General features: G+C 42.2%; 21 protein-coding genes and 2 tRNA genes. 13 read left to right on the top strand and 10 right to left on the bottom strand.

Features of this window, described 5'->3' with window-relative positions; all coding sequences use genetic code 11:
- The first annotated feature begins 94 nt into the window (after nucleotides 1–94).
- The 13 genes from ACINWC323_RS04230 to ACINWC323_RS04285 all read left to right on the top strand — a co-directional run bounded on the left by ACINWC323_RS04230 (nucleotide 95) and on the right by ACINWC323_RS04285 (nucleotide 10618).
- Entirely contained in the window at nucleotides 95–1471 is a 1377-nt protein-coding gene (locus ACINWC323_RS04230) for a Do family serine endopeptidase (protein ID WP_009514777.1), read from the top strand.
- Nucleotides 1472–1586: 115 nt separating this feature from the next.
- Nucleotides 1587–2045 (top strand): acyl-CoA thioesterase, encoded by a 459-nt coding sequence (locus ACINWC323_RS04235; RefSeq protein ID WP_005229525.1) that lies wholly within the window; start codon nucleotides 1587–1589, stop codon nucleotides 2043–2045.
- Between the two features lie 226 nt (nucleotides 2046–2271).
- Nucleotides 2272–2457 carry a hypothetical protein gene (locus ACINWC323_RS04240; RefSeq protein WP_005284672.1) on the top strand — a complete coding sequence of 62 codons (186 nt, stop codon included), beginning with the start codon at nucleotides 2272–2274 and terminating at the stop codon, nucleotides 2455–2457.
- Between the two features lie 289 nt (nucleotides 2458–2746).
- Nucleotides 2747–2860, top strand: a complete 114-nt coding sequence (locus tag ACINWC323_RS20560; RefSeq protein WP_009514844.1) for a hypothetical protein — start codon at nucleotides 2747–2749, stop codon at nucleotides 2858–2860.
- Between the two features lie 531 nt (nucleotides 2861–3391).
- Nucleotides 3392–5209: a translation elongation factor 4 gene (lepA, locus tag ACINWC323_RS04245; RefSeq protein ID WP_005229528.1), complete on the top strand. Its 1818-nt coding sequence runs from the start codon at nucleotides 3392–3394 to the stop codon at nucleotides 5207–5209.
- Nucleotides 5210–5280: 71 nt separating this feature from the next.
- Nucleotides 5281–6144 carry a signal peptidase I gene (gene lepB, locus ACINWC323_RS04250; protein WP_005284675.1) on the top strand — a complete coding sequence of 288 codons (864 nt, stop codon included), beginning with the start codon at nucleotides 5281–5283 and terminating at the stop codon, nucleotides 6142–6144.
- A gap of 24 nt (nucleotides 6145–6168) precedes the next feature.
- The gene (locus ACINWC323_RS04255) at nucleotides 6169–6546 is read left to right on the top strand and encodes a DUF4845 domain-containing protein (RefSeq protein WP_005284677.1); all 378 of its coding nucleotides are present in this window, start codon (nucleotides 6169–6171) and stop codon (nucleotides 6544–6546) included.
- Nucleotides 6515–7210 carry a ribonuclease III gene (gene rnc / locus ACINWC323_RS04260; RefSeq protein WP_004771512.1) on the top strand — a complete coding sequence of 232 codons (696 nt, stop codon included), beginning with the start codon at nucleotides 6515–6517 and terminating at the stop codon, nucleotides 7208–7210. The genes ACINWC323_RS04255 and rnc overlap by 32 nt, the downstream gene beginning before the upstream one ends.
- 4 nt (nucleotides 7211–7214) lie before the next feature.
- Nucleotides 7215–8243, top strand: coding sequence for a GTPase Era (gene era, locus ACINWC323_RS04265; RefSeq protein WP_005229533.1), 1029 nt, complete (start codon nucleotides 7215–7217; stop codon nucleotides 8241–8243).
- A gap of 15 nt (nucleotides 8244–8258) precedes the next feature.
- The gene (locus ACINWC323_RS04270) at nucleotides 8259–8456 is read left to right on the top strand and encodes an NF038104 family lipoprotein (protein ID WP_005284684.1); all 198 of its coding nucleotides are present in this window, start codon (nucleotides 8259–8261) and stop codon (nucleotides 8454–8456) included.
- Between the two features lie 9 nt (nucleotides 8457–8465).
- Nucleotides 8466–9173, top strand: a complete 708-nt coding sequence (gene recO, locus ACINWC323_RS04275; RefSeq protein ID WP_009514802.1) for a DNA repair protein RecO — start codon at nucleotides 8466–8468, stop codon at nucleotides 9171–9173.
- Nucleotides 9174–9228: 55 nt separating this feature from the next.
- Entirely contained in the window at nucleotides 9229–9957 is a 729-nt protein-coding gene (pdxJ, locus tag ACINWC323_RS04280) for a pyridoxine 5'-phosphate synthase (protein ID WP_009514627.1), read from the top strand.
- Between the two features lie 4 nt (nucleotides 9958–9961).
- Nucleotides 9962–10618 (top strand): MiaE family protein, encoded by a 657-nt coding sequence (locus ACINWC323_RS04285; protein ID WP_009514820.1) that lies wholly within the window; start codon nucleotides 9962–9964, stop codon nucleotides 10616–10618.
- A gap of 109 nt (nucleotides 10619–10727) precedes the next feature.
- On the opposite strand, the gene ACINWC323_RS04290 is transcribed toward ACINWC323_RS04285, so the two are convergent.
- The 10 genes from ACINWC323_RS04290 to gloB all read right to left on the bottom strand — a co-directional run bounded on the left by ACINWC323_RS04290 (nucleotide 10728) and on the right by gloB (nucleotide 22376).
- Nucleotides 10728–10803: transfer RNA gene (locus tag ACINWC323_RS04290), tRNA-Asn, on the bottom strand.
- Nucleotides 10804–10812: 9 nt separating this feature from the next.
- Nucleotides 10813–10888 (bottom strand) — tRNA-Asn (locus ACINWC323_RS04295).
- A 142-nt stretch (nucleotides 10889–11030) separates the two neighbouring features.
- Nucleotides 11031–12257, bottom strand: coding sequence for a multifunctional CCA addition/repair protein (locus ACINWC323_RS04300; RefSeq protein ID WP_009514748.1), 1227 nt, complete (start codon nucleotides 12255–12257; stop codon nucleotides 11031–11033).
- Between the two features lie 96 nt (nucleotides 12258–12353).
- The gene (locus ACINWC323_RS04305; RefSeq protein WP_009514604.1) at nucleotides 12354–14624 is read right to left on the bottom strand and encodes an NADP-dependent malic enzyme; all 2271 of its coding nucleotides are present in this window, start codon (nucleotides 14622–14624) and stop codon (nucleotides 12354–12356) included.
- Between the two features lie 191 nt (nucleotides 14625–14815).
- On the bottom strand, nucleotides 14816–17686 hold the full coding sequence (locus ACINWC323_RS04310; RefSeq protein WP_009514685.1) for a putative bifunctional diguanylate cyclase/phosphodiesterase: 2871 nt from the start codon (nucleotides 17684–17686) through the stop codon (nucleotides 14816–14818).
- Between the two features lie 119 nt (nucleotides 17687–17805).
- Nucleotides 17806–18522 (bottom strand): 16S rRNA (uracil(1498)-N(3))-methyltransferase, encoded by a 717-nt coding sequence (locus ACINWC323_RS04315; protein WP_005229549.1) that lies wholly within the window; start codon nucleotides 18520–18522, stop codon nucleotides 17806–17808.
- A gap of 22 nt (nucleotides 18523–18544) precedes the next feature.
- On the bottom strand, nucleotides 18545–19381 hold the full coding sequence (metF, locus tag ACINWC323_RS04320; protein WP_005229551.1) for a methylenetetrahydrofolate reductase [NAD(P)H]: 837 nt from the start codon (nucleotides 19379–19381) through the stop codon (nucleotides 18545–18547).
- Nucleotides 19382–19454: 73 nt separating this feature from the next.
- Nucleotides 19455–20837 carry an adenosylhomocysteinase gene (gene ahcY, locus ACINWC323_RS04325; RefSeq protein ID WP_009514753.1) on the bottom strand — a complete coding sequence of 461 codons (1383 nt, stop codon included), beginning with the start codon at nucleotides 20835–20837 and terminating at the stop codon, nucleotides 19455–19457.
- Between the two features lie 301 nt (nucleotides 20838–21138).
- Nucleotides 21139–21345, bottom strand: coding sequence for a hypothetical protein (locus ACINWC323_RS04330; protein ID WP_004771531.1), 207 nt, complete (start codon nucleotides 21343–21345; stop codon nucleotides 21139–21141).
- A gap of 299 nt (nucleotides 21346–21644) precedes the next feature.
- The gene (gene gloB / locus ACINWC323_RS04335) at nucleotides 21645–22376 is read right to left on the bottom strand and encodes a hydroxyacylglutathione hydrolase (protein WP_009514602.1); all 732 of its coding nucleotides are present in this window, start codon (nucleotides 22374–22376) and stop codon (nucleotides 21645–21647) included.
- Nucleotides 22377–22590 lie beyond the last annotated feature (214 nt).

The following is a 22590-nucleotide window of genomic DNA, read 5'->3' as shown; positions in this document are numbered from 1 at the left end:
TATAAACATTTTTTTACGAAAAGAATGCTAGGGTTATGCTACAAACATAGATCATAACTTTTATTTTAATCAACAGTATGTAGGTTCTTGCTTCATGAAAAGTCGCTATTTACAACAAGGAATGTATGCTGCGGTATTTACGGTAGCAGCTGCTCAAGTCAATGCTGCATCGCCAGTAGATTTTTCAAATCTCGTTGAGCAGGTCAGTCCTGCTGTGGTGAGTGTCAATGTGGTCAAGAAAATGACTCAGGAAGAGTTATTACAACAACAGGTTCCGGAAATTTTGCGTCGTTTTTTTGGTAATCAGGTGATTATCCCGCAACAACAGGGACCACAGGAAAAAACCGGCTACGGCAGTGCATTTTTTATTGGTAAGGACGGATACTTGTTAACCAATCGTCATGTGGTTGAAAATGCTTCCCGCATTAGTATCATCCTGAATGACCGCCGTGAAATTGATGCAACACTTGTTGGTAGCGATGAACGTACGGATATTGCATTACTTAAAGTCAATGGAAGCAATTTCCCGGAATTAAAAATTGGTAATGTTAACCAGCTTCGCGTCGGTGAACCTGTACTCGCGATTGGCTCGCCATTTGGCTTTGATTATTCTGCATCAGCGGGGATTGTCAGTGCCAAATCACGTAATATGAGTGGTGAAACTTCAGTACCGTTTATCCAAACAGACGCCGCACTGAACCCGGGGAACTCTGGTGGTCCATTGTTTAACCAGCGTGGTGAAGTGGTGGGAGTTAACTCACGTATCTTCAGTGGTACCGGCGGTTATATGGGATTGTCTTTTTCGATTCCAATCGATGTTGCAATGGATGTGGTACAACAGTTAAAGACTACAGGTAAAGTAACACGTTCATATCTTGGTATCATGCTGCAAGACATCGATCGTAATCTGGCCGAAGCTTATAAATTACCAAAACCGGAAGGTTCTTTGATCACACAGGTTGCACCGAAATCACCTGCTGAAAAAGCAGGATTAAAATCAGGCGACGTGATTTTAAAAGCCAATGGTGTGCCGATTTCACGCACAGGCGATTTACTTTATTCATTGAATCGCATTGCGCCAAATCAAACCGTCCAGCTCGAAATTTTACGTGATGATAAAACACGCACCATTTCTGCAACACTGGGGACGGCACCAGACGATACGGCTGCGGATGCTGAGAAAAATAATCCAACCAGCGGTTTAGGCATGAGTATTCGAGACCTGACTGCGGCTGAGCAAGCGCGTTTGGATATCCGTAATGGTATTCTGATTCAGGATGTGAAACGTGGTGGCCTTGCATCATTATCAAATCTGGTCGCAGGGGATGTGATTGTTCAGGTTAATGGTATAGCGATTACCAACAGTCAGATGTTCGCTAAAACGGTGGGTGCCTTGCCGAAGAATAGTGTTGCCCGTGTGACCATTATCCGTCAGGGCCAACGTGCAATTCTAGGTTTACGTCTACCTTAAATCTGCTAGGGTTGCTCAAAACCACTCTGAAAAGGGTGGTTTTTTATTTTGTAATACACTGCAGTTTAGACTAGTGTATCTAGCTGAGTTTTGATTGATGAAAGAAGCCAGATAAATGAGTACGATTTTTGATTTGGAATTACAAGTTCAACCTGAGCATATCGATGTATTGGGCCATGTCAATAACGTGATGTATATCCAGTGGATGCAGGATGTCGCTGCAGCACATATCGAAACATTAGGGTTAGGACTTGCTCAGTATCTGGAACTTAAACATGCAATGGTCGCGGTTGAACATCATGTGCAGTATCGCAAAGCCGCTCTGGAAGGTGAACACATCATCTTGCGTACATGGCTAGATGATATAAATGCCTTATATTCTTTCCGTCAGTATGCGTTTTATCGTCCGAAAGACCAAAGTGTTCTGTTTATGGGAAATACCAAATGGGCCTGTATTGAAATTGAAACAGGACGTCCAAAACGGATGTCACCGAGTTTTACTCAGGCTTACCAACCGATTTCACCAGATTTAAATCCAATGGATTTTTCAATTTCATATACGCAGTCTGAATAAATTTAGGAATCAGCAGCAAATGAATGATCAGAGGGCAGCATTTTACGATCAATTCATCAAGCTAAGTTTAAAAATAGTGAATCAATTAACCTAAACTCGGATTAAACACTTAAAAAAACGTTTAATAACGCTAGCTTATGCGAAAAATTCAATAGATTAAGCTGATTGTATAATTTTTGTATATTGGTTATTTTGTAGTCTCTTAGATTGTGTTTTGGGGAACATGATGAATGACAACGTGGGGGTTGTTGTTTTTTATTTGCTGTGCTTGTTTGCAGGCATTGTACTTGTAATCGGAAGTGTTGTTTTTGATATGACACTCCTGTTTGTGGGGCTAGGTCTGATTGCTTGTGCTTTTTTAATTAAATCCGAGTTTAATTTAACCGTGATGTTCTGGCATAAAATTGAATAATTAAAAAAAGATGATGAAAAAGCCGTACTGATCAAGTACGGCTTTTGTATGGGAGAAAATTTATCGCGATAGCTCAGCCATGCATTTTTGCCTTGAAGGCTGACATTGAAACCGAAATTTACGCAATTGAGCATTTTTGATAGCTCTCACCGTGAATGTTTAATATCAAAAGTGTGTAAAACCGAGCGAAAAAGCTGGTCGGATTAATTGATGCTTTTATCGGAGGTTATTTCACTGTTTTGAGTAAAATCTGTGATAATGATCACAATGTTTTTAAAAATCATGAAGTATGGATATCTTAAAATTCGTAAAAAGCTTTAATACCGTGGGATGCTATTTAACTCTTGCCAGCATTTTGCTCGCGATTCTGATTTTTTATTTCTATTATGTAAATCCAAATTAATGTTAAAAATTAAATGGTTAAATAGGTTTTAAGTTGTTCTGGAAGGGGGCTCATCCTGCTACTTTTAAGTGGTTTAGTTTGTTCATTATCAGCATTTGGAAGCATAAACCAAACTTCAGGCGGAGAAGAAAATTCTTCTCAGGTTCGATATGCGCTTGTTGAATACATACCGTGAAGTATCCTGTTGCTGTTTTCGAATCTTGCTCAACTCGTCATACAAGCTTTGCATTATCAAATTAAGGATGGAATGGCACGGCACCAAGACAGGTCATCCATTCTTAGCCTTGTACCACTCACAAACTCTGCAGCATTTTTTAAAGCAATTGTCAGGTTCAGGTGGGGAAAATTAATTTCTCGCTTAAATATTGCTTTTCAGCATCGCGATGTAGTCTCGGTCACATATACTTTTAACACTATATTTTTAACATTGTTGTGCTTATACTGTGCCGAACTTTTTAAACATTATTTTTCGCAGCAATAGGCAATTATTTAATTGATTAGATTGCTGTGTACATATTCTTAAGGTAACCCATGGCGCAAGCTAAAAAATCCGTAGATATCAAAAATATACGCAATTTCTCGATCATTGCACACATTGACCATGGCAAGTCGACGCTGGCTGACCGTTTCATTCAAATGTGCGGTGGTTTACAAGATCGTGAGATGCAAGCTCAAGTATTAGACTCTATGGAGCTTGAGCGTGAGCGTGGGATTACAATTAAAGCCGCTTCGGTGACGTTGTATTACACCCATCCGAATGGTCAGGAATATCAATTAAACTTTATTGATACCCCAGGACACGTTGACTTCTCTTATGAAGTGTCGCGTTCTTTGGCCGCGTGCGAAGGTGCCTTGCTGGTTGTCGATGCTGCACAAGGGGTTGAGGCACAGTCGGTTGCTAACTGCTATACCGCAATTGAGCAGGGGCTGGAAGTTTTACCCATCTTGAACAAGATTGACTTGCCTCAGGCCGAGCCTGAACGTGTCATTCACGAAATTGAAGAAATTATCGGGATTGAGGCGACTGATGCACCCACCTGTTCTGCAAAAACCGGTCTAGGTGTGGAAGGTGTGCTTGAGCGTCTGGTTGATGTCATTCCAGCACCTGAAGGCGACCGTGATGCACCATTGCAGGCATTGATTATTGACTCATGGTTTGACAACTATTTAGGGGTTGTTTCCCTAGTCCGTATCAAGCAAGGTCGTATCCGTAAGGGCGACAAGATGCTGGTTAAATCGACAGGTCAAACTCATCCGGTCACTTCAGTGGGCGTGTTCAATCCGAAACATACTGAAACCGACATCCTCGAAGCCGGTGAAGTTGGCTTCGTGATTGCGGGTATTAAAGATATTTTTGGTGCGCCAGTCGGTGATACCATCACGCTTTCCTCTACGCCGGAAGTGGAAACTTTGCCTGGTTTTAAAAAGGTAAAACCACAGGTATATGCTGGACTTTTCCCGATTGATTCAAGTGACTTTGAACCCTTCCGTGAAGCGCTACAAAAACTACAGATCAACGATTCAGCTTTATTCTTTGAACCGGAAAGTTCAGATGCATTAGGCTTTGGTTTCCGTTGTGGCTTCTTGGGTATGCTCCACATGGAGATCGTACAAGAGCGTTTAGAGCGTGAATACGATCTGGATCTGATCAGTTCTGCGCCAACGGTCATTTACGAAGCTTTGACTAAGAAAGGCGATATCATTTATATCGACAGTCCATCAAAAATGCCGGATGGTTCTACAGTTGAAGACTTGCGTGAACCAATTGCCGAATGCCATATCCTTGTGCCACAAGAATATTTAGGTAACGTCATGACACTGTGTATCGAACGTCGTGGTGTTCAAAAAGACATGAAATTCCTGGGGAATCAGGTTTCCATTACTTTTGAAATTCCAATGGCTGAAGTGGTCATGGATTTCTTTGACAAATTAAAATCATGTTCACGTGGTTTTGCATCACTCGACTATAACTTCGTTCGTTTCGAAAGTTCAGCTTTGGTTAAGGTAGATGTATTAATTAATAGCGAGAAGGTCGATGCCTTGGCGATGATTTGCCACCGTCAGGATGCACGTCATCGTGGTATTGCATTGGTAGAGAAGATGAAAGATCTGATTCCTCGCCAAATGTATGATGTTGCGATTCAGGCTGCGATTGGTGCACAAATCATTGCCCGTTCTACTGTGAAAGCGATGCGTAAAAACGTATTGGCCAAATGTTATGGTGGTGACGTTTCACGTAAGAAGAAACTTCTTGCGAAGCAGAAAGAAGGTAAGAAACGTATGAAGCAAGTGGGAAGTGTTGAAATTCCACAAGAAGCGTTCTTGGCTGTATTGAAAGTCGATAGATAAAGAAATGAGGCTGGGGAAACCTCTGGTTTACCCAGCTGCAAAACGAGCAGTGAGACTGCAAGAGAGGGTTTGTGGATTTTGATTTTAATTTGATTCTGGTACCAGCGACACTGATTTTCTTTCTGGTGTGGTTGCTTGATAAATTTGTATTTAAACAACGTGCAAATAAAGGGCGGAATCAGGAAAACTTTCTTATCACATGGGCATATGACTTCTGGCCAGTGTTGGCGGTCGTGCTGATCTTACGCTCCTTCTTATATGAACCGTTTAATATTCCTTCTGACTCGATGGTACCGACCCTGGAGACAGGTGATTTTATTCTGGTCAATAAATTTGATTATGGTTTACGTCTACCTGTGGTCAATACCAAAGTGGTTAATGTTGGCGAGCCGAAACGTGGCGAAGTAATTGTGTTCCGCTATCCGCCACAACCTACGATTAGCTACATTAAGCGTGTAGTGGGTTTGCCTGGTGACCATATCCAGTTTAAAGCGGGTGAGTTGACGATTAATGGTCAGCAAATTGCAAAAGTTGCCACACAATTTTCACGTGTGAAAGACCAGCAAGATACGCCGACTGCTTTGTATTTTAAAGAAACCTTAGGTGAGCATCAGCATCTGATCCGCTATTTGGAAGGGCGTAACCCACTGGTTGAACAGTTCCAGTTTGCGCAGTTAAAAGGTGCTGAAGCCTTGGTGCCATTTGTTGCTAAAGCCAATGACGTCTTTATCAAAAGCAATGGACAGGATTGGGAAGTCACCGTACCTGAAGGTCAATATTTCGCAATGGGCGATAACCGGGACCAAAGTGCGGACAGTCGTTTTTGGGGCTTTGTACCTGAAGCGAATTTAACGGGTCGAGCTTTTTATATATGGATGCATAAAGAGCCAGGCTTTAATCTTCCAAGTTTCAACCGAAATGGTAAGATTGATTGATAAAAACATAAAGGAAATATAAAGATGCGTAAATCTCAACTTGGGACTTCGTATATTGCAATTTTATTTGGGGTGGTTTTATTTGCAGTTGCTGTAAAAGCAGCAATTGCAATTTGGCCAGCATACTGGGATGACAAGCTGATTAATAATCAGATTGAAAGCTTATTAAAAGATAGCCCAGCAAACATTACACCAAGTAAGTTTGCCTCCCAGATGGATCAACGTTTTGATATGAACGGAATCCGTGATCTACATTTTAAAGATATTGCACAAGTGACTTATAAAGATGATCTTGTGGTAATCAAGAAGTATGAAATCCGTAAGCCTTTCATGCTAAATATTAGTCTAGTTATGACCTTTGAGAAGACTTTTGACCAAAAATCTGCAAAACAAGCTCAATGATACTCGGTTGCAAGGACGAATTGGTCACCAGTTTAAACAGATTGATTTGTTAAAACTGGCCTTAACCCATCGTTCTGTCAGCCATAAACACAATTATGAACGCCTAGAATTTCTAGGCGATTCGTTATTGGGAATGATCGTTGCAAATTATTTGTACAATGCCTATCCGCTGGAAAATGAAGGCCGCTTAACGCGAATGCGTGCGACGCTGGTTCGACAGGAGGCCTTAGGAAAAATTGCAAATGATTTACAACTGAGTCGGTCATTAATTTTAAGCACTGGCGAGCTAAAATCAGGTGGTCATCACCGTGAATCGATTTTGGCGGATACAGTAGAGGCAATTATTGGTGCTATTTATTTAGACTGTAATGATCTCAACCTGCTGGAACGCATTGTGTTAAAATGGTATGAACCATATCTTGATCATATCGAACCGACAGATCAACTGAAAGACCCGAAATCACGTTTGCAAGAGTATTTACAAGCACGTAAAAAACCTCTCCCAGTTTACGAGGTTGTAGATATTCAGGGCGATGCACCGAATCAGCATTTCAAAGTGGAATGTTTAGTCGATGGATTGCCAAAAATTCAAGGCGAGGGCTCAAGTCGTCGTTTTGCCGAACAAACGGCAGCGGCAGAGATTTTAAAATTATTGGAGCAATAACCTGATGTCCCATTCAGAAGAAAATAAGCCAGAAGCAGCAGCTGAGCAGCAAGACGGCAATAACTTGATTGATCAATTTTTTAGTTCTCAAGGAACCACGATTCCTTCAGATTTTAAAAGCGGTTTTGTTGCGATCGTTGGTCGTCCAAACGTCGGTAAGTCGACCTTAATGAACCATTTATTGGGTCAAAAACTATCAATTACTTCACGTAAGCCACAAACCACACGTCATAAGATTGTTGGTATTGATTCTCGCGAAAAATCACAGGCAGTATTTGTAGATACGCCAGGGATGCACAAGAAAGAAGTCCGTGCCATCAATAAGATGATGAACCGCGCTGCTCACTCGGCATTGCGTGATGTAAACCTGGTTTTATTTGTGGTGGATGCACAAAAGTGGACTCAAAACGACGAACTGGTTTTGGAAAAGCTGAAAAATGCAGATATGCCTGTGATCCTCGTGATCAATAAGCTGGATACCTTCGAGAACAAAAACGAAGCATTACCATTGATTCGTGAACGTGCCAAGTTAATGAACTTTGCCGAGATTGTTCCGGTATCGGCATTACGTGGTGCCAATCTTGAACATCTGCGTGATACCATTGAAAAGTATTTACCTTATCAGCCACCGTTGTATTCACTGGACCAGATTACCGATCGTTCGGAACGCTTCCTTGCGAGTGAAATTATTCGCGAGAAAATCATGCGCCAGTTAGGTGAAGAGCTGCCATACGATTTGACTGTACAGATTGAATCTTTTAAAACAGAAGAAGCGACTGTCAATGAAAAAACCGGTCGTTTAAAACCACCTTGTACTTATATTGATGCAACCATCTTTGTTGAGCGACAAGGACAAAAAGCCATTGTCATTGGTGATAAAGGTGCGAAGCTGAAAAGTATCGGTATGGATGCACGTGCAGACATGGAAAAAATGTTTGAACAAAAAATCATGCTCACGCTTTGGGTGAAAGTCAAAGGCGGCTGGTCTGATGATGAGCGTGCTTTAAAGAGCTTGGGCTATAGCGATATTTAAGCAATGGAAACAGGTATGAAAACAACAATTCGTGTATTCGCAATCGTGACATGTATTTTCATGTTGCAGGGCTGTATTCATAAACTTGTGACCGTACCTGTTAAAGTGGCTTATAAGACAACCAAAGGGGTGGTCAAAGGCACGGCTGCTGTGGTCGGTGCGGTTATTCCTGATGGCGATGATGAAGAAAAGGATGACAAGAAGAAGGACTAATCTCGTTCCATGATGCGTAATGAAGTCCTGCATGGCTATTTGATTCATCATCGTAAATATCGTGAAAAAAGCCATATTGTGCATTTATTTACACAAGAATATGGTCGGGTGGATGGAATCTTAAGACAGATTCCTCCACCGCAGTATCAACCTATTTGCTTGCAAGCGACAGGCAAATCCGAGCTTAAAAACTTCACTAAACTGGAAATTCTGAACCAGCCTGTTTTCTTTCATGGCGATGCTTTTTTTGCTGGGTTCTATCTCAATGAAATTGTGTTGCGCCTTTGTCCTTTGGAAGAAGCAATGCCTCAGACATTTGAGCAATATCAGTTGACCTTGTTGCAATTACAGCAGCTCGCCTCACATGAGCAAGCGTCCTTATTCTTGCGCCAAATCCTGCGTCAATTCGAGCATGTCTTATTGCAAGAGCTGGGCTATGCCATCGATTTTTCAGTGGATGCCAATCAGCAGCAAATTATGCCACTTCGGCATTACCAATTTCAGTTGAATGATGGCTTTTTGCCGGTTGCACAAGCGTCACGTTCGACACTTTCCGGTACGTTGATTGCGGCTATGCAAAACTATGAAGATGGTCAGGATTTTTCTCACGAACAATTGCAATTATTGGGTAAACTATACCGTCAAATGATTAGCTCATTGCTGGGTGACCGGCCACTCAAAAGCCGTCAACTCTGGATTCAAAGTACACAAACTTGATATTCCTGATGTATTGAAAATTATTATTCAGGGCTCAACCGATAGGATATTTTTTATGGCTGCAATCTTGGGTGTAAACATTGATCATGTTGCAACATTAAGACAGGCACGTGGTACAACTTACCCTGATCCAGTTCAGGCTGCTTTGGTTTGTGAGCAAGCGGGTGCAGAGGGGATTACCTTACATTTGCGTGAAGACCGTCGCCATATTCAGGATGATGATGTACGTCGTATGCGTCCGTTGCTGAAAACTCGAATGAATCTTGAGTTGGCAGTGACAGACGAAATGGTTGCATTTGCCAAAGAGATTCAGCCTCAGCATGTTTGCTTTGTCCCAGAGCGTCGTCAAGAAGTGACCACCGAAGGTGGTCTGGATGTTGTAGGGCACTTTGAAAAAGTGAAGGCGGCAACGGCAGCACTGACCGCAATTGGTAGTGATGTGTCGTTATTTATCGATGCAGATCTGGCACAGATTGATGCGGCTGTCGCATGTGGTGCGCCGACGATTGAAATTCATACCGGTGCTTATGCAGATGCAGAAACTGACGAACAGCAACAAGCCGAATTGGCGCGTATTATCAAAGGTGCAGAGTACGCAGCTGCCAAAGGTTTGGTGGTCAATGCAGGACATGGTTTAAATCTGGACAATGTTGCTGCGATTGCAGCGATCCCGCAAATTCATGAGCTGAATATTGGGCATTCAATTATTGCCGATAGCGTATTCGTTGGACTGGCCCAAGCGGTAAAAGATATGAAAGCAGCAATTCAGGCTGCTGCGAGATAAATTGATGAGTAGTGTAAATTATGATGAGCTGATGCAACCCGTCATTGCGTTTTTGGGTTGTACAACGCCTCAGGCATGGTTAGATGAAGCGGTAAATAACCTTGATATCTTGATGCAAGACCATGCCAACTGTGAAAAGAAAGCAGCAAGTACAGCCATGAATTTGATGTTCCGCTATAGCTTCTTTACCGATTTGCAAGTGAAATTGGCACAATTGGTGCGTGAAGAGATGCTACATTATGAGCAGGTGCTGGAATTCATGAACAAGCGCGGCCAAGAATGGAAGGGCTTGAGTGCAGGGCGTTATGCAGGCGGATTGCGTAAAGAAATCCGTACTTATGAGCCTGAAGCATTGATTGATGTCATGATTATTGGTGCTTTTGTAGAAGCCCGTTCATGTGAGCGTTTCTATGCGCTGGCACCGATTGTTGATGATGAGCTGGGGCGTTACTACCGTTATTTACTTAAATCGGAATCTCGCCATTTTGAGGACTATTTAGCATTGGCTTTAGATGTTGCAAAATCAGCGAAACTCAAAGACCCGGAAGAAGATATTCAGCAACGTATTGAATATATCCGTGAAGTCGAAAAAAATCTGATTTTAACTCCAGATGATACCTTCCGTTTTCATAGTGGTATACCTGCAACAGTGGCTGCTTAACCTGAATCTGAAAGAAAAAACCTCTGATCAACAGAGGTTTTTTTATGGGATTTGATGTTATACCCTCATAAAAAAAGCCCCAATCAATGATCAGGGCTTTTTAGAATCTTGGCTCTCCCACCTGGGCTCGAACCAGGGACCTGCGGATTAACAGTCCGTCGCTCTACCGACTGAGCTATGGGAGAATAGTAGATTGGCTCTCCAACCTGGGCTCGAACCAGGGACCTGCGGATTAACAGTCCGTCGCTCTACCGACTGAGCTATTGGAGAATCTGATGCGCATTTTAGGCATGAAAAGCAGATGCGTCAACAACAATAGTAAATAAAATTAATCGTTTGCTTGATTAATAATCTTTTCAGCGTAAACCGAGCAAAAAATGTTGGAAAAAGATCTTATTTACTTAAAAATTAATCAGTTAATGTGCTGTTCCTTGAACTTTGCCAACGCATCAATTCGATATTGAATCAGCATTTCTCCAATTTCAGGGCCGCTGACATGTTCGGGCAAATCCTGCGCACGTATATTTCTGACGATTTGCATTGCATCTAGCATATATTGGGCTTGCGGATAAGGACGTTGCTCTAAACCTAAACGACCTTTGGCATCACATTCACAGGCCTGTACAAAAGCTTCTACTTTCTCTGGCCGACGTAGCACATCCAAACGTTGTAACAAGCGCCATAAGGTACCTGGTTTCAGATTCTTTACCTGATGACATTTTAAATGCTCTTTACATACGATCAGTGCCAGATTTTTAAGCGCAGTCGGTACCTTCAAGCGATCACAGATTTGAGTAACGGGCGGAATACCACGTTCTTCATGCATAATATGTCTTGGCAATTCTTCTACAGGAGTAAGTGCTTTGCCTAGGTCGTGTACCAGCACCGCAAAACGCACTTCAAGCGCATAATTCGCTAGACAGGCCTGTTTTAGTGCCATCAGGGTGTGAATGCCGCAATCAATTTCAGGATGATATTCTGGACGTTGAGGAACGCCGAATAATGCATTGATTTCCGGGAATAAGACTTCCAAGGCATCACAGTCTTTTAAGATCTGGAAATACACATCTGCATGATCTTCCATTAAGGCACGAGAGGTTTCTTTCCAGACGCGTTCGGGCGTTAATGCACTTAATTCACCTGACTGGGCAATTTTCCGCATCAATTGCAGGGTTTCTTCTGCAACAGTAAAGCCATAAGTGGCATAACGTGCGGCAAAACGGGCTACGCGGAGTACACGTAATGGATCTTCGGTAAATGCATCTGAAACATGACGTAGAATTTTGTGTTGCAAGTCCTGCTGACCACCATAGGGATCATAGACTGTGCCATTTTCATCCATTGCCATTGCATTAATGGTCAGGTCACGACGAATCAGATCGTCTTCTAATTTTACGCTGGTATCAGTGAAAAACTGAAAGCCATGATAACCCACACCAGATTTGCGTTCGGTACGTGCCAGCGCATATTCTTCTTTTGTTTTTGGATGTAGAAATACAGGAAAATCTTTACCGACAGGTTGATAACCTTCGGCCAATAATTGCTCGGGTGTTGCTCCAACCACCACATAATCTTTTTCGTGATAGGGGTGGCCGAGTAAATGATCCCGGACTGCACCGCCTACTAAATAAACTTGCATGAAAAAACCTCTATTCTTCACACAATCATGCTACAGAATAGAGGTTTTCTCAAGCGCTAAGCGAAGCTTTTCCAGAAAAGCTTCGCTTAGGTGAACTTAGTTCTGGCTTTGTTGAATTTCAGCAACTGTTAATGCTGTCATATTGACCAGACGGCGAGTCGTTGCCGTAGGTGTCAGAATATGAACAGGTTTTGCAGCACCGAGTAAAATAGGACCAATGGTCACATTATTCCCAGAAGTTGCTTTTAACAGGTTGAATGAAATGTTTGCCGAATCGAGGTTAGGCATAATCAACAAGTTTGCCGAGCCTTTGAAGCGTGAATTCGGGAATGCAAAATGACGAATATTTTCATCTAATGCAGCATCACCATGCATCTCGCCTTCAACTTCAAGTTCAGGAGCCTGTTCAGACAACAAACGGTAAACTTCACGCATTTTTTGTGCGCTTGGATCGGTTTGATCGCTACCAAAGCTCGAGTGTGAAAGCAGGGCAACACGCGGTGTAATACCAAAACGGCGAACTTCTTCTGCTGCCAAAATGGTCATTTCAGCTAGCTGAGCCGCAGTTGGGTTGGTGTTTACATAGGTATCGGCAATAAATAAATTGCGATCTTCAAGCATCAAGGCGTTCAAGGTAAAGAATGTGCTGCGACCTTCTTTCAAGCCAATGATATTTTTCACGAAATCCAAGTGAATGTCATAGCTTGAATAAGTACCACATAACATGCCATCTGCTTGACCAAACTTCACCAGCATGGCTGCGATGAGTGTAGAACGACGGCGTGCTTCACGTTGCGCGTATTCAACCGTAACGCCTTTGCGTTGCATGATCTGGTGATATTCTTTAGAGAACTCTTCGTACTGAGGATTTTTTTCCTGATCGACGATTTCAATGTTTACACCATGTTGTAAGCGTAAACCAAGCTTTTTGATATTCTCTTCGATTACCGCGGTACGGCCAACAAGAATCGGTTTTGCCAAGCCTTCGTCAACAGCAATCTGAACTGCACGTAATACGCGTAGATCTTCACCTTCAGCATAAGCTATGCGTTTCGGGTCGGTCTTCGCCTGTGCAAAGATTGGTTTCATCAAGAATGCCGAGTTATAAACAAACTCAGAAAGACGTTGACGATATGCAGAGAAATCTTCGATTGGACGGGTTGCGACGCCAGAATCCATTGCTGCTTTGGCAACGGCTGGTGCAATTTCCAGAATCAAACGTTGATCAAGCGGGCGAGGGATCAGGTAGTCACGACCAAATGAAGCTGATTTTTCACCATAAGTTGCAGCATCTGCTTCTACATGTGCCATACGCGCAATCGCGTGGACACAGGCAATTTTCATGTCTTCATTAATGGTTGTCGCACCAACATCCAGTGCACCACGGAAGATATAAGGGAAACAAAGTGCATTGTTCACTTGGTTCGGATAGTCAGAACGACCTGTTGCCATAATCACATCTGGGCGAACTTCGTGTGCATGTTCAGGTAAAATTTCCGGATCAGGGTTTGCCAAGGCAAAAATAATCGGGTTCTCAGCCATTTCCTTAACCATTTCTTTGGTCAAGATGCCTGCAGCGGAAAGACCAAGGAACATGTCTGCGCCTGCCATGACCTCATGCAACTGGCTGGCTTGAATGTCTTGAACATAACGTTTTTTAGACTCGTCCAGACCTTCACGGGCAGTGGTCAAAAGACCACGAGAGTCGGCTACAACGATGTTGTTTTTATTTACGCCTAATGCGCAAAGTAAATCTAGGCAAGAAAGTGCAGCAGCACCTGCACCTGAGGCAACAATTTTAATTTCATCAATTTTCTTATTTACGATCTGTAAAGCATTGAGCAATGCTGAACCGACAATAATACTGGTTCCATGTTGGTCATCATGGAATACCGGAATTTTCATGCGTTCGCGAAGTTTCTTTTCGATATAGAAACATTCTGGCGCTTTGATATCTTCAAGGTTGATACCACCAAAAGTTGGCTCTAGGGCCGCAACGATATCAACGATTTTGTCTGGATCATTTTCATCAATTTCGATATCGAAGACATCAACACCAGCGAACTTTTTAAATAGAACGCCTTTACCTTCCATAACCGGCTTAGAAGCAAGAGGACCAATATTTCCCAAACCAAGCACGGCAGTACCATTACTCACGACGGCGACCAGATTACCACGTGCTGTATATTTTGCAGCGGTAGAAGGGTCACGTTCGATTTCTAAACATGGAGCTGCAACACCAGGGGAATAAGCAAGCGCTAGATCTCGTTGGTTAACGAGCTGCTTGTTTGGCGTCACACTGATTTTTCCAGGTGTAGGAAATTCATGGTAATACAAAGCGGCTTGTTTTAAAGATTGATCGTCCATCTGAGTCTCATTTGTTCCGATAATAATCAGACATATACACGTCCAATTACTATATTAAGATAAGTGCACAAGAATATAGCACTAGTTCATGCTTTCGCACAGTCAAAAAAGCTTATTTTCACTCAACGTTACAGCGATTCACAGGCTAGATTTGCTTCGAAGAAAAGGACCAAAAAGCTTAAAATTCACATTTAAATGGAATATCTTGCCGTTGACAGCTGTAGGTGTTGTTGCAGGTACTCCGTTGCAGCAGTCGCAGTTAATGGTTTAGAGAACAGGTAACCCTGTAATATGTCGCAGTTTTGTTTTTTGAGATAGTCGCGTTGCTGTTCGGTTTCCACACCTTCGGCCACAACTTTTAAGCCAATGGTTTTGCCCATAGCGATCATGGCATTAACGATCGCATCCTGTTTCGGATTGCCAATTTTCAAAATAAACGCACGATCAATTTTTAAAATGTCAATTGGATATTCGGTTAAGTAGGCCAGAGAAGAATAGCCGGTACCAAAGTCATCCAGTGCGATGCAAATCTGACGTTGTTTCAGGGCATTGAGAATGGTTTTAACATTTTCGGTATTTTCCAGAAAAGCGGATTCGGTAATTTCCAGTTCCAGATTTTTGCCAGAAATGCCATACGTCAACAGGACATCATCAATATCATGCAGTAATTGACCGCGCAAAATCTGTTGGGCCACAATATTGACGGCAATATTGATATTATTGAAGCCAAGTTGCTGCCAGGCCTGTAACTGCTTGGCTGCTTCATGTAATACAAACTGTCCGATATCAGAGATTAAACTGGTACTTTCTGCCAAAGGAATAAAAATGCTTGGCATAATTAATCCTTTGCTTGGATGTTTCCAGCGAATCAAGGCTTCAAAACCATTGATCTGGTCATCGATTGCGCTGATCTTTGGTTGATAATAAACCACCAGTTCCTTGTTCTGAATGGCCTTTCGCAGATCAAGTTCCAGATCACTGTATTTGGCAACAAAATTGGCTCTTTCATTGGAATAATAATGGATGGTATTACCGCCTAAACGTTTGGCTTCGTTCAGTGCCTGTTCAGCATGGGTATTTAAATTATCCACCTGACGGCCATGCTCTGGATAAATGGCCACGCCAATAGAAATGCTGACAAAATACTCCTGATCGGCAATATAAAAAGCCTTGCTAAAAGCTTCTACAATGTTATTGCAGAGTTGATGAATAGGCGGATGCAGATGGGATATCTCATAAATAATCGCAAAATCATCTGCACTTAAATGCGCCACCAGCAGGGCATCAATATTACTGATGCGTAGACGTTGTGCCACCTGTTTGAGCAACTCATTGCCGGCTTTATTGCTGATGATTTCATTGAGTGCGCGGAAACGGTCAATGTTTAGACGGATAACAGCCAAATGTTGAATGGCAGGTTCATTGACCAGATATTGATGCAGTTGCTGCTGATAATAAAAACGGTTGGGCAGGTCGGTTAGCGTATCGTAATTGGTCAAATACGATAAGCGCTGTTCCTGATGCTTACGTTCAGTCTGATCCGAAACAATACCGATATAATTAATAACGCGATCCTGTTCATCTTTGACCGCATTGATATGAATCCAGAGGAAACATGACTTATCTGAGATATAGGTTTCCTGAAATTCACCTTCATATTCCTGCGCTTCACGCAGGGTATCCAAGATGGAGAGATGAAAATTATGATGATGCTGTTTATTTTGTCTGGTAATTTCAAACAGCTGTTTGCCTACAACAGCTTGCTTATCCAGACCAGTCAGCTGTTCGTATTTAGGGTTGATCTCAACATAATTAAAGTGTTCATCCAGAATGAAAATACCTTCGGAGGCCTGTTCAAACACATTGGCAGCCAATTTCAGCCGTTCCTGATCTTTCTTTTCCTGATTGATATCACGGTGCACACCCACCATACGTAAAGCGTTGCCATTTTTCGGATCTCTTAAAATGACCTGACCGACAGCGTGAATCCAGGTCCAGTCGCCATTTCCATATTTAACACGAAAGGTTTCTTCATAACGTGGGGTTTGGCCGGATAAGTGTTGATGGAGGGTGTTTTTTACCCGTTCAACATCATTAGGGTGGGCAACCTCATTGAGCAGGGTATAAAGGTTCTGGGCATTATGCTCAACTTCATGCGGTGGAGTTATATTATGAATGGTATTTTCAAGATTCCAGTCCCAATGCTGAATACCTGCAGTTTCGTGTGCCAAGGCCAGACTCTGACGATTTTCCTCTAAACTTTCGTTCATCTGGGTCAGATCAAAAGTACGCTCACGAACTTTTTGTTCGAGCAAATGATTATTGAACTGCAACTGGGCTTCGATATCTTTAGACTTGTTCACCTCATGCTGCAGTTGCTGGCACAGTTCTTCTGTCCAGTGGTTGTGCTGTTCTGCGACATCAATCAGCTGTTTATTTTTTTCAAGCACCAGTGCCAGATGCTTGTGAATCTTGTAGGTGGCCTGAGCACAAAGTACGGTTGCGAAAAAAGATGAATAATAGGCCAGATAGAATAAATTATGTTCATGATCCCGTTGTATAAGCTGGGAAATAAATAATGGCGTGATACTCGGGATAAAAAATAAGAAGAAATAACGAATATGTTGGGTTAAAAAAGTCAGCGCAATAATATGAGAGGCAGTCAGTAATAACGCGGTAAGTGTTAAAACATGCGTGCCGATTAAATTCGGAACATCATTGCCTAAATAATCATTAATAATAACCGTATTGGCACCAATCAATAAACCGGTAAAAAAACAGATCAATTGAAAGATAAGATGGGTGGTGTGGCTATAGCGAATCGCGGAGTAACGTTTTAATAAAAAATGACAAATACAGGAAAAACCCAACAGGATGGCAAGGGTTATACTCATCCAGATGGTAAAAATATTGGATTCAAATGTATAAAAAGCGCCAAACAGCGCATAATCTAACAGACAAATACCAAACACACTTATGACAAATAAGCGGACATGATTCGGATAACTAATTTGATCCGTATAGATAAACTGTGGCAAGCTTTTGTCCTGTACCCCTAACATATAAAGCATAATCCTTTTCATTTTTTATCTATGTGCACAGTCTTTGTTTTTTTGTAAACATAGTCGATTCGCGATTTAAATTAGCGCTAAATAAAATGGAAAGCAATGCTCAGGCATGATTAGGGAGCAAAGTGATAATTCAAAATGGACAAAGCCACAACCGGCGCGGTTTCTGTTCTTAAAACCCGATCTCCAATACACCAGTTTTTAAAATTATTTTGATTGGCCGTGTTAATTTCTGCTTCACTTAGGCCACCTTCGGGGCCAATCAGTAAGGCCAGATCCGGTGAACTATTTAACAATACATTTTCCTGATCTTTATTCGGGGCAAGTACAAAACGTGAGGCAGGTAAATCGGACTCAACCCAGTCGCTGAGTGAAATTGGCGCAAGAATTTCCGGTACACGGTTCATGCCGCATTGTTCACATGCGGCAATGGCAACAGACTGCCAGTGATCCAGTTTCTTTTGGTCACGATCATACTTTAAACGCATTTCGCAACGTTCACTGGTTAAGAGCTGAATGGTGCTCACGCCGAGTTCAGTGGCCTTCTGGATCGCATAATCCATACGATCCCCTTTACTCATAACTTGTCCTAAGATCACTTTAAAAGGTGCAGTACGATCTGCTGTATCAAATTGATCAACTGAAACAAAGGCATTTTTTTTGTTGATCTGAGTCAGTGTGACCACATATTCGCCACCTTTTCCATTGAAAAAGATGGCCTGTTCTTGTTCTTTGGCACGAAGCACGCGTACCCAGTGATGAAATACCGATTCTGTTAATTCAATGGTATGGCCAGTATTTAATTCGGTTTCGATATAAAAACGATTCATGCTTGGGTAGGGCTCGTACAAATTAGTTTAAACCAAGATCAACAACCAGTTGTCGAGTCGGTTCGGTTTGGTTCATTGAGTAGAAGTGCAGGGTTGGTGCGCCACCCGCGATCAGTCGTTCGCACAGATTCACAATCACTTCGTGACCGAAAGCTTTGATGCTTGCGCTATCATCACCATAGGCAGCCAGTTGCTTACGGATCCAGCGTGGAATTTCGGCACCTGTACCATCAGCAAAGCGGATCAGGTTGCTTGCATTGGTGATCGGCATGATACCTGGTGCAACTGGAATATTCACGCCTGCTTTGGCAATTCGTTCAATAAAGTAGAAATATGCATCTGGATTGAAGAAAAATTGGGTAATGCCCGCATTGGCACCCGCATTGACTTTCTCTACAAAACGCTGGATATCCCCATCGAAACTGTCTGCTTGTGGATGCATTTCAGGATAGGCAGCGACTTCAATGTGAAAATGGTCACCTGAATGTTCGCGAATAAAACGAACCAGATCCTGAGCATAAGGGAGTTCACCCAGGCCGACCTGACCTGACGGTAAATCACCACGCAATGCCACAATACGGTCAATCCCTTGAGATTTATATAAGTCTAATAGCTCAGCGATACGTGCCTTATCATCCCCGATACAAGACAAGTGCGGTGCAACAGGGGTGCCTTGACCATTAAAGTCATTGATCGCCGCTAAGGTACGTTCACGGGTAGAACCGCCAGCACCATAAGTAATGGAGAAAAACTCTGGATTTAACAGTTGTAGTTCTTGGTGAACAACACGTAATTTTTCCGCACCCGCATCAGTTTTGGGTGGGAAAAATTCAAAAGAAATAGGAACACGCTTGGTCATTTCAAATCCTTTTTAACTCGCCTGGAAAATTTTAGAAAAAAGGGCAGTCCGTAAAACGTCTGCCCTGATGTTCTTAGTATTTATAAGCGTCAGATTTGAACGGGCCTTCCACAGGAACGCCTAAGTAATCTGCCTGTACTTGCGTCAGTTGTGTTAATACACCACCGAAGCCAACAACCATTGCCGCAGCAACTTCTTCGTCTAATTTCTTAGGAAGTACTTCTACGCGAATCGCTGCTTTTTTTTGATCGGCAGGCAAATCAGCAAATTTCTCAGCGAATAAATGCATTTGACCTAAAACCTGGTTGGCGAAAGAACCATCCATGACACGTGATGGGTGACCTGTGGCATTGCCAAGGTTGACTAGGCGACCTTCTGAAAGAAGGATCAAATAGTTGTTTTCATCTTCTGAACGATACACCTGGTGGACTTGTGGTTTTACTTCAACCCACTTGTAACCACGGAGGTAAGCTGTATCGATTTCAGTGTCAAAGTGACCGATGTTACATACAACCGCACCCGCTTTTAAGCTATCTAACATGGCTGAATCACATACGTGATAGTTACCAGTCGTTGTTACAACAAGGTCAGTATTGCCGAGTAGGTCGTGATTGATGTCTTCTTTCTTGCCAGTTTGTACGCCATTTTTGTATGGAGAAACAACTTCGTAGCCATCCATACATGCCTGCATTGCACAAATCGGGTCCACTTCAGTAACACGTACGATCATGCCTTCCTGACGTAAAGATTGCGCCGAACCTTTACCCACATCACCATAACCGATCACAAGTGCACGACGACCAGAAAGCAACATGTCAGTTGCACGTTTGATCGCATCGTTTAATGAATGACGGCAACCGTATTTGTTGTCGTTTTTCGATTTAGTGATCGAATCATTCACATTGATGGCAGGAACTTTAAGTGAACCGTCTTTCCACATTTCCAATAGACGTTGTACGCCTGTTGTGGTTTCTTCGGTAATACCGTGAATGCGTTCTAACAGCGCAGGGTATTTTTCGTGAACAAGTGCAGTCAAGTCACCGCCATCGTCCAGAATCATGTTGGCATCCCAAGGCTGACCATTCACATTGATCTGTTGCTCTAGGCACCATACATATTCTTCTTCTGTTTCACCTTTCCAGGCAAATACAGGCACGCCGCTTGCAGCAATGGCAGCAGCAGCATGGTCTTGAGTCGAGAAGATGTTGCATGAAGTCCAACGTACTTCTGCGCCAAGTTCAACCAATGTTTCAATTAAAACAGCAGTCTGGATGGTCATATGGATACAACCCAGAATTTTTGCCCCAGCAAGTGGTTTAGCAGCAGAATAACGCTTACGTAAGCCGATCAAAGCTGGCATTTCTGCTTCAGCAAGTTTGATCTCTTTACGACCGTAGTCAGCAAGGGAAATATCGGCAACTTTATAATCTGTAAATGAAGCATTCACCGCGTTCATCAGGATCTCCTAGAAAAAATAGTATGGATCATTCTGTTCGCGGATGCCGTTGTTGGCTAAAGCGAATGTTTAACCGATCGTCGAGCCTGGCAAATTGATCTTTCGTGCCGATCAATTGTCGCAGCATCCCTCGACTGGGCAATATGATACTTGGAAATCGGTTGCGTTCCAATGAAATTTTTATTGGAAATGGCTAGAAAATGAAGAATTAAAAAGGGAGATAAAGTTGGAACTATGCTTATCTTTATAAATCAAGGATTCCAAATCCCTTTGGAACCCTCGTGTTTTGGAAATTTTATCATTAGGCTTTTAAATGATCTTCGAATTCTTCACCCAACTGCATTGCTAAAGCATTACCTGAGAGATCGCCTGTCACCAAACCATATTCTTTTTTAAAGCTGAAGGTAAAACCACGGTTATCTGTAAGATTTTTAACTGAATATCCCAATTTTTCTAACCAAATACGGAAAGCCAATACGTTTTTTGCTTTAACAACTCTGTTTTTCATGCCAGAGATCTCCTTGTGAACATGTATTTATTAATAAGGGTCAGCCAAATTTTTTTAAAGGGGCAATACATAGAATTATTTTGCCACGTGTAAGTAATGTAAAATTAGCGTAATTTTTCTAAGTATAATTTTATCTAGTGTTTTTATATCTATTTGAATTTAAATACTAAACTATTTTTAATTTTTGGGATTTAAAAATTATTTTTTAAATAAATATTTCATGACAAATGTAAAAAATGATTTCATTTTCTAGCTTAAATGAAGCCTAGAAAATGAATCGCTTAAATTAACATCAATCATTAAAACTGATCTTTCAGGCTACGGATGCACGCGAACTCCTCAGCACTATCAGTACGTAAAAATGGATTGGTTGCAAGTTCCAGTTCAATGCTACTCGGCAAGGTAATTTGCTCTGCATCACGTAATGCTTTGACCTGTCGCATCCGTTCTTGCAAGGCCACATTATGCGGCTCGACAGTCAAGGCAAACTCGCCATTGGCAAGGGTATATTCATGGGTGCAATACACTTTGGTCTGGATAGGTAATGCCGCCAGTCGATTTAAGGAATGGTACATTTGTTCGGCTGTGCCTTCGAATAAGCGCCCGCAGCCCATTGCAAACAGGGTATCGCCACTGAACAGGCTATCCATTTCTTCAATAAAATACGTGATATGACCTAAGGTATGGCCTGGTGTTGCAATCACCTCAATTTTCAGATCATTAAAGTGAAAATGATCATTATTCTGTAGCGGGTTTGAGATGAGAGAGATTTTGCTCAATTCATCTCGCGGCCCAAAGACCTCAATATTCTGATTGGCCAATAAGCCAGGGACACCACCGATATGGTCTGGATGCCAATGGGTCAGCCAGACCTGTTTCAGCGTGAGTTGATGCTGCTGGCAAAAGGCGATGACCAGATCGGCTTCTGTGGGATCGACCGCAACCACTTCTTTGCTGCGGGTATCTTCCAATAACCAGATATAATTTTTTAAGGCATTTTTGACGTCAATGACATGAATCTTATAGTGCATGACCGAATCCTGAATCTTTATTGCATGTGGTTATTGTGGGTGGGGGTACTAAACGTTTAGTGCCTGCCTCTAGTTTAAGTGCAAATGTCATTCAGTGCAAAAAAGCGCTGCATTTGTACAGTAATACTGACTTTTTAAGGCAGATTCTGACGTCGATATCCACGCAATTTATTAATAGTTGACAAGTGTTGTATTTTCAATAAAGATGAAAGAA

Source organism: Acinetobacter sp. WC-323 (genome assembly GCF_000314615.1).
Classification (GTDB): domain Bacteria; phylum Pseudomonadota; class Gammaproteobacteria; order Pseudomonadales; family Moraxellaceae; genus Acinetobacter; species Acinetobacter courvalinii.
The sequence above is the reverse complement of the archived record's forward strand: the minus strand, read 5'-3'. Positions and strand labels throughout refer to the sequence as shown.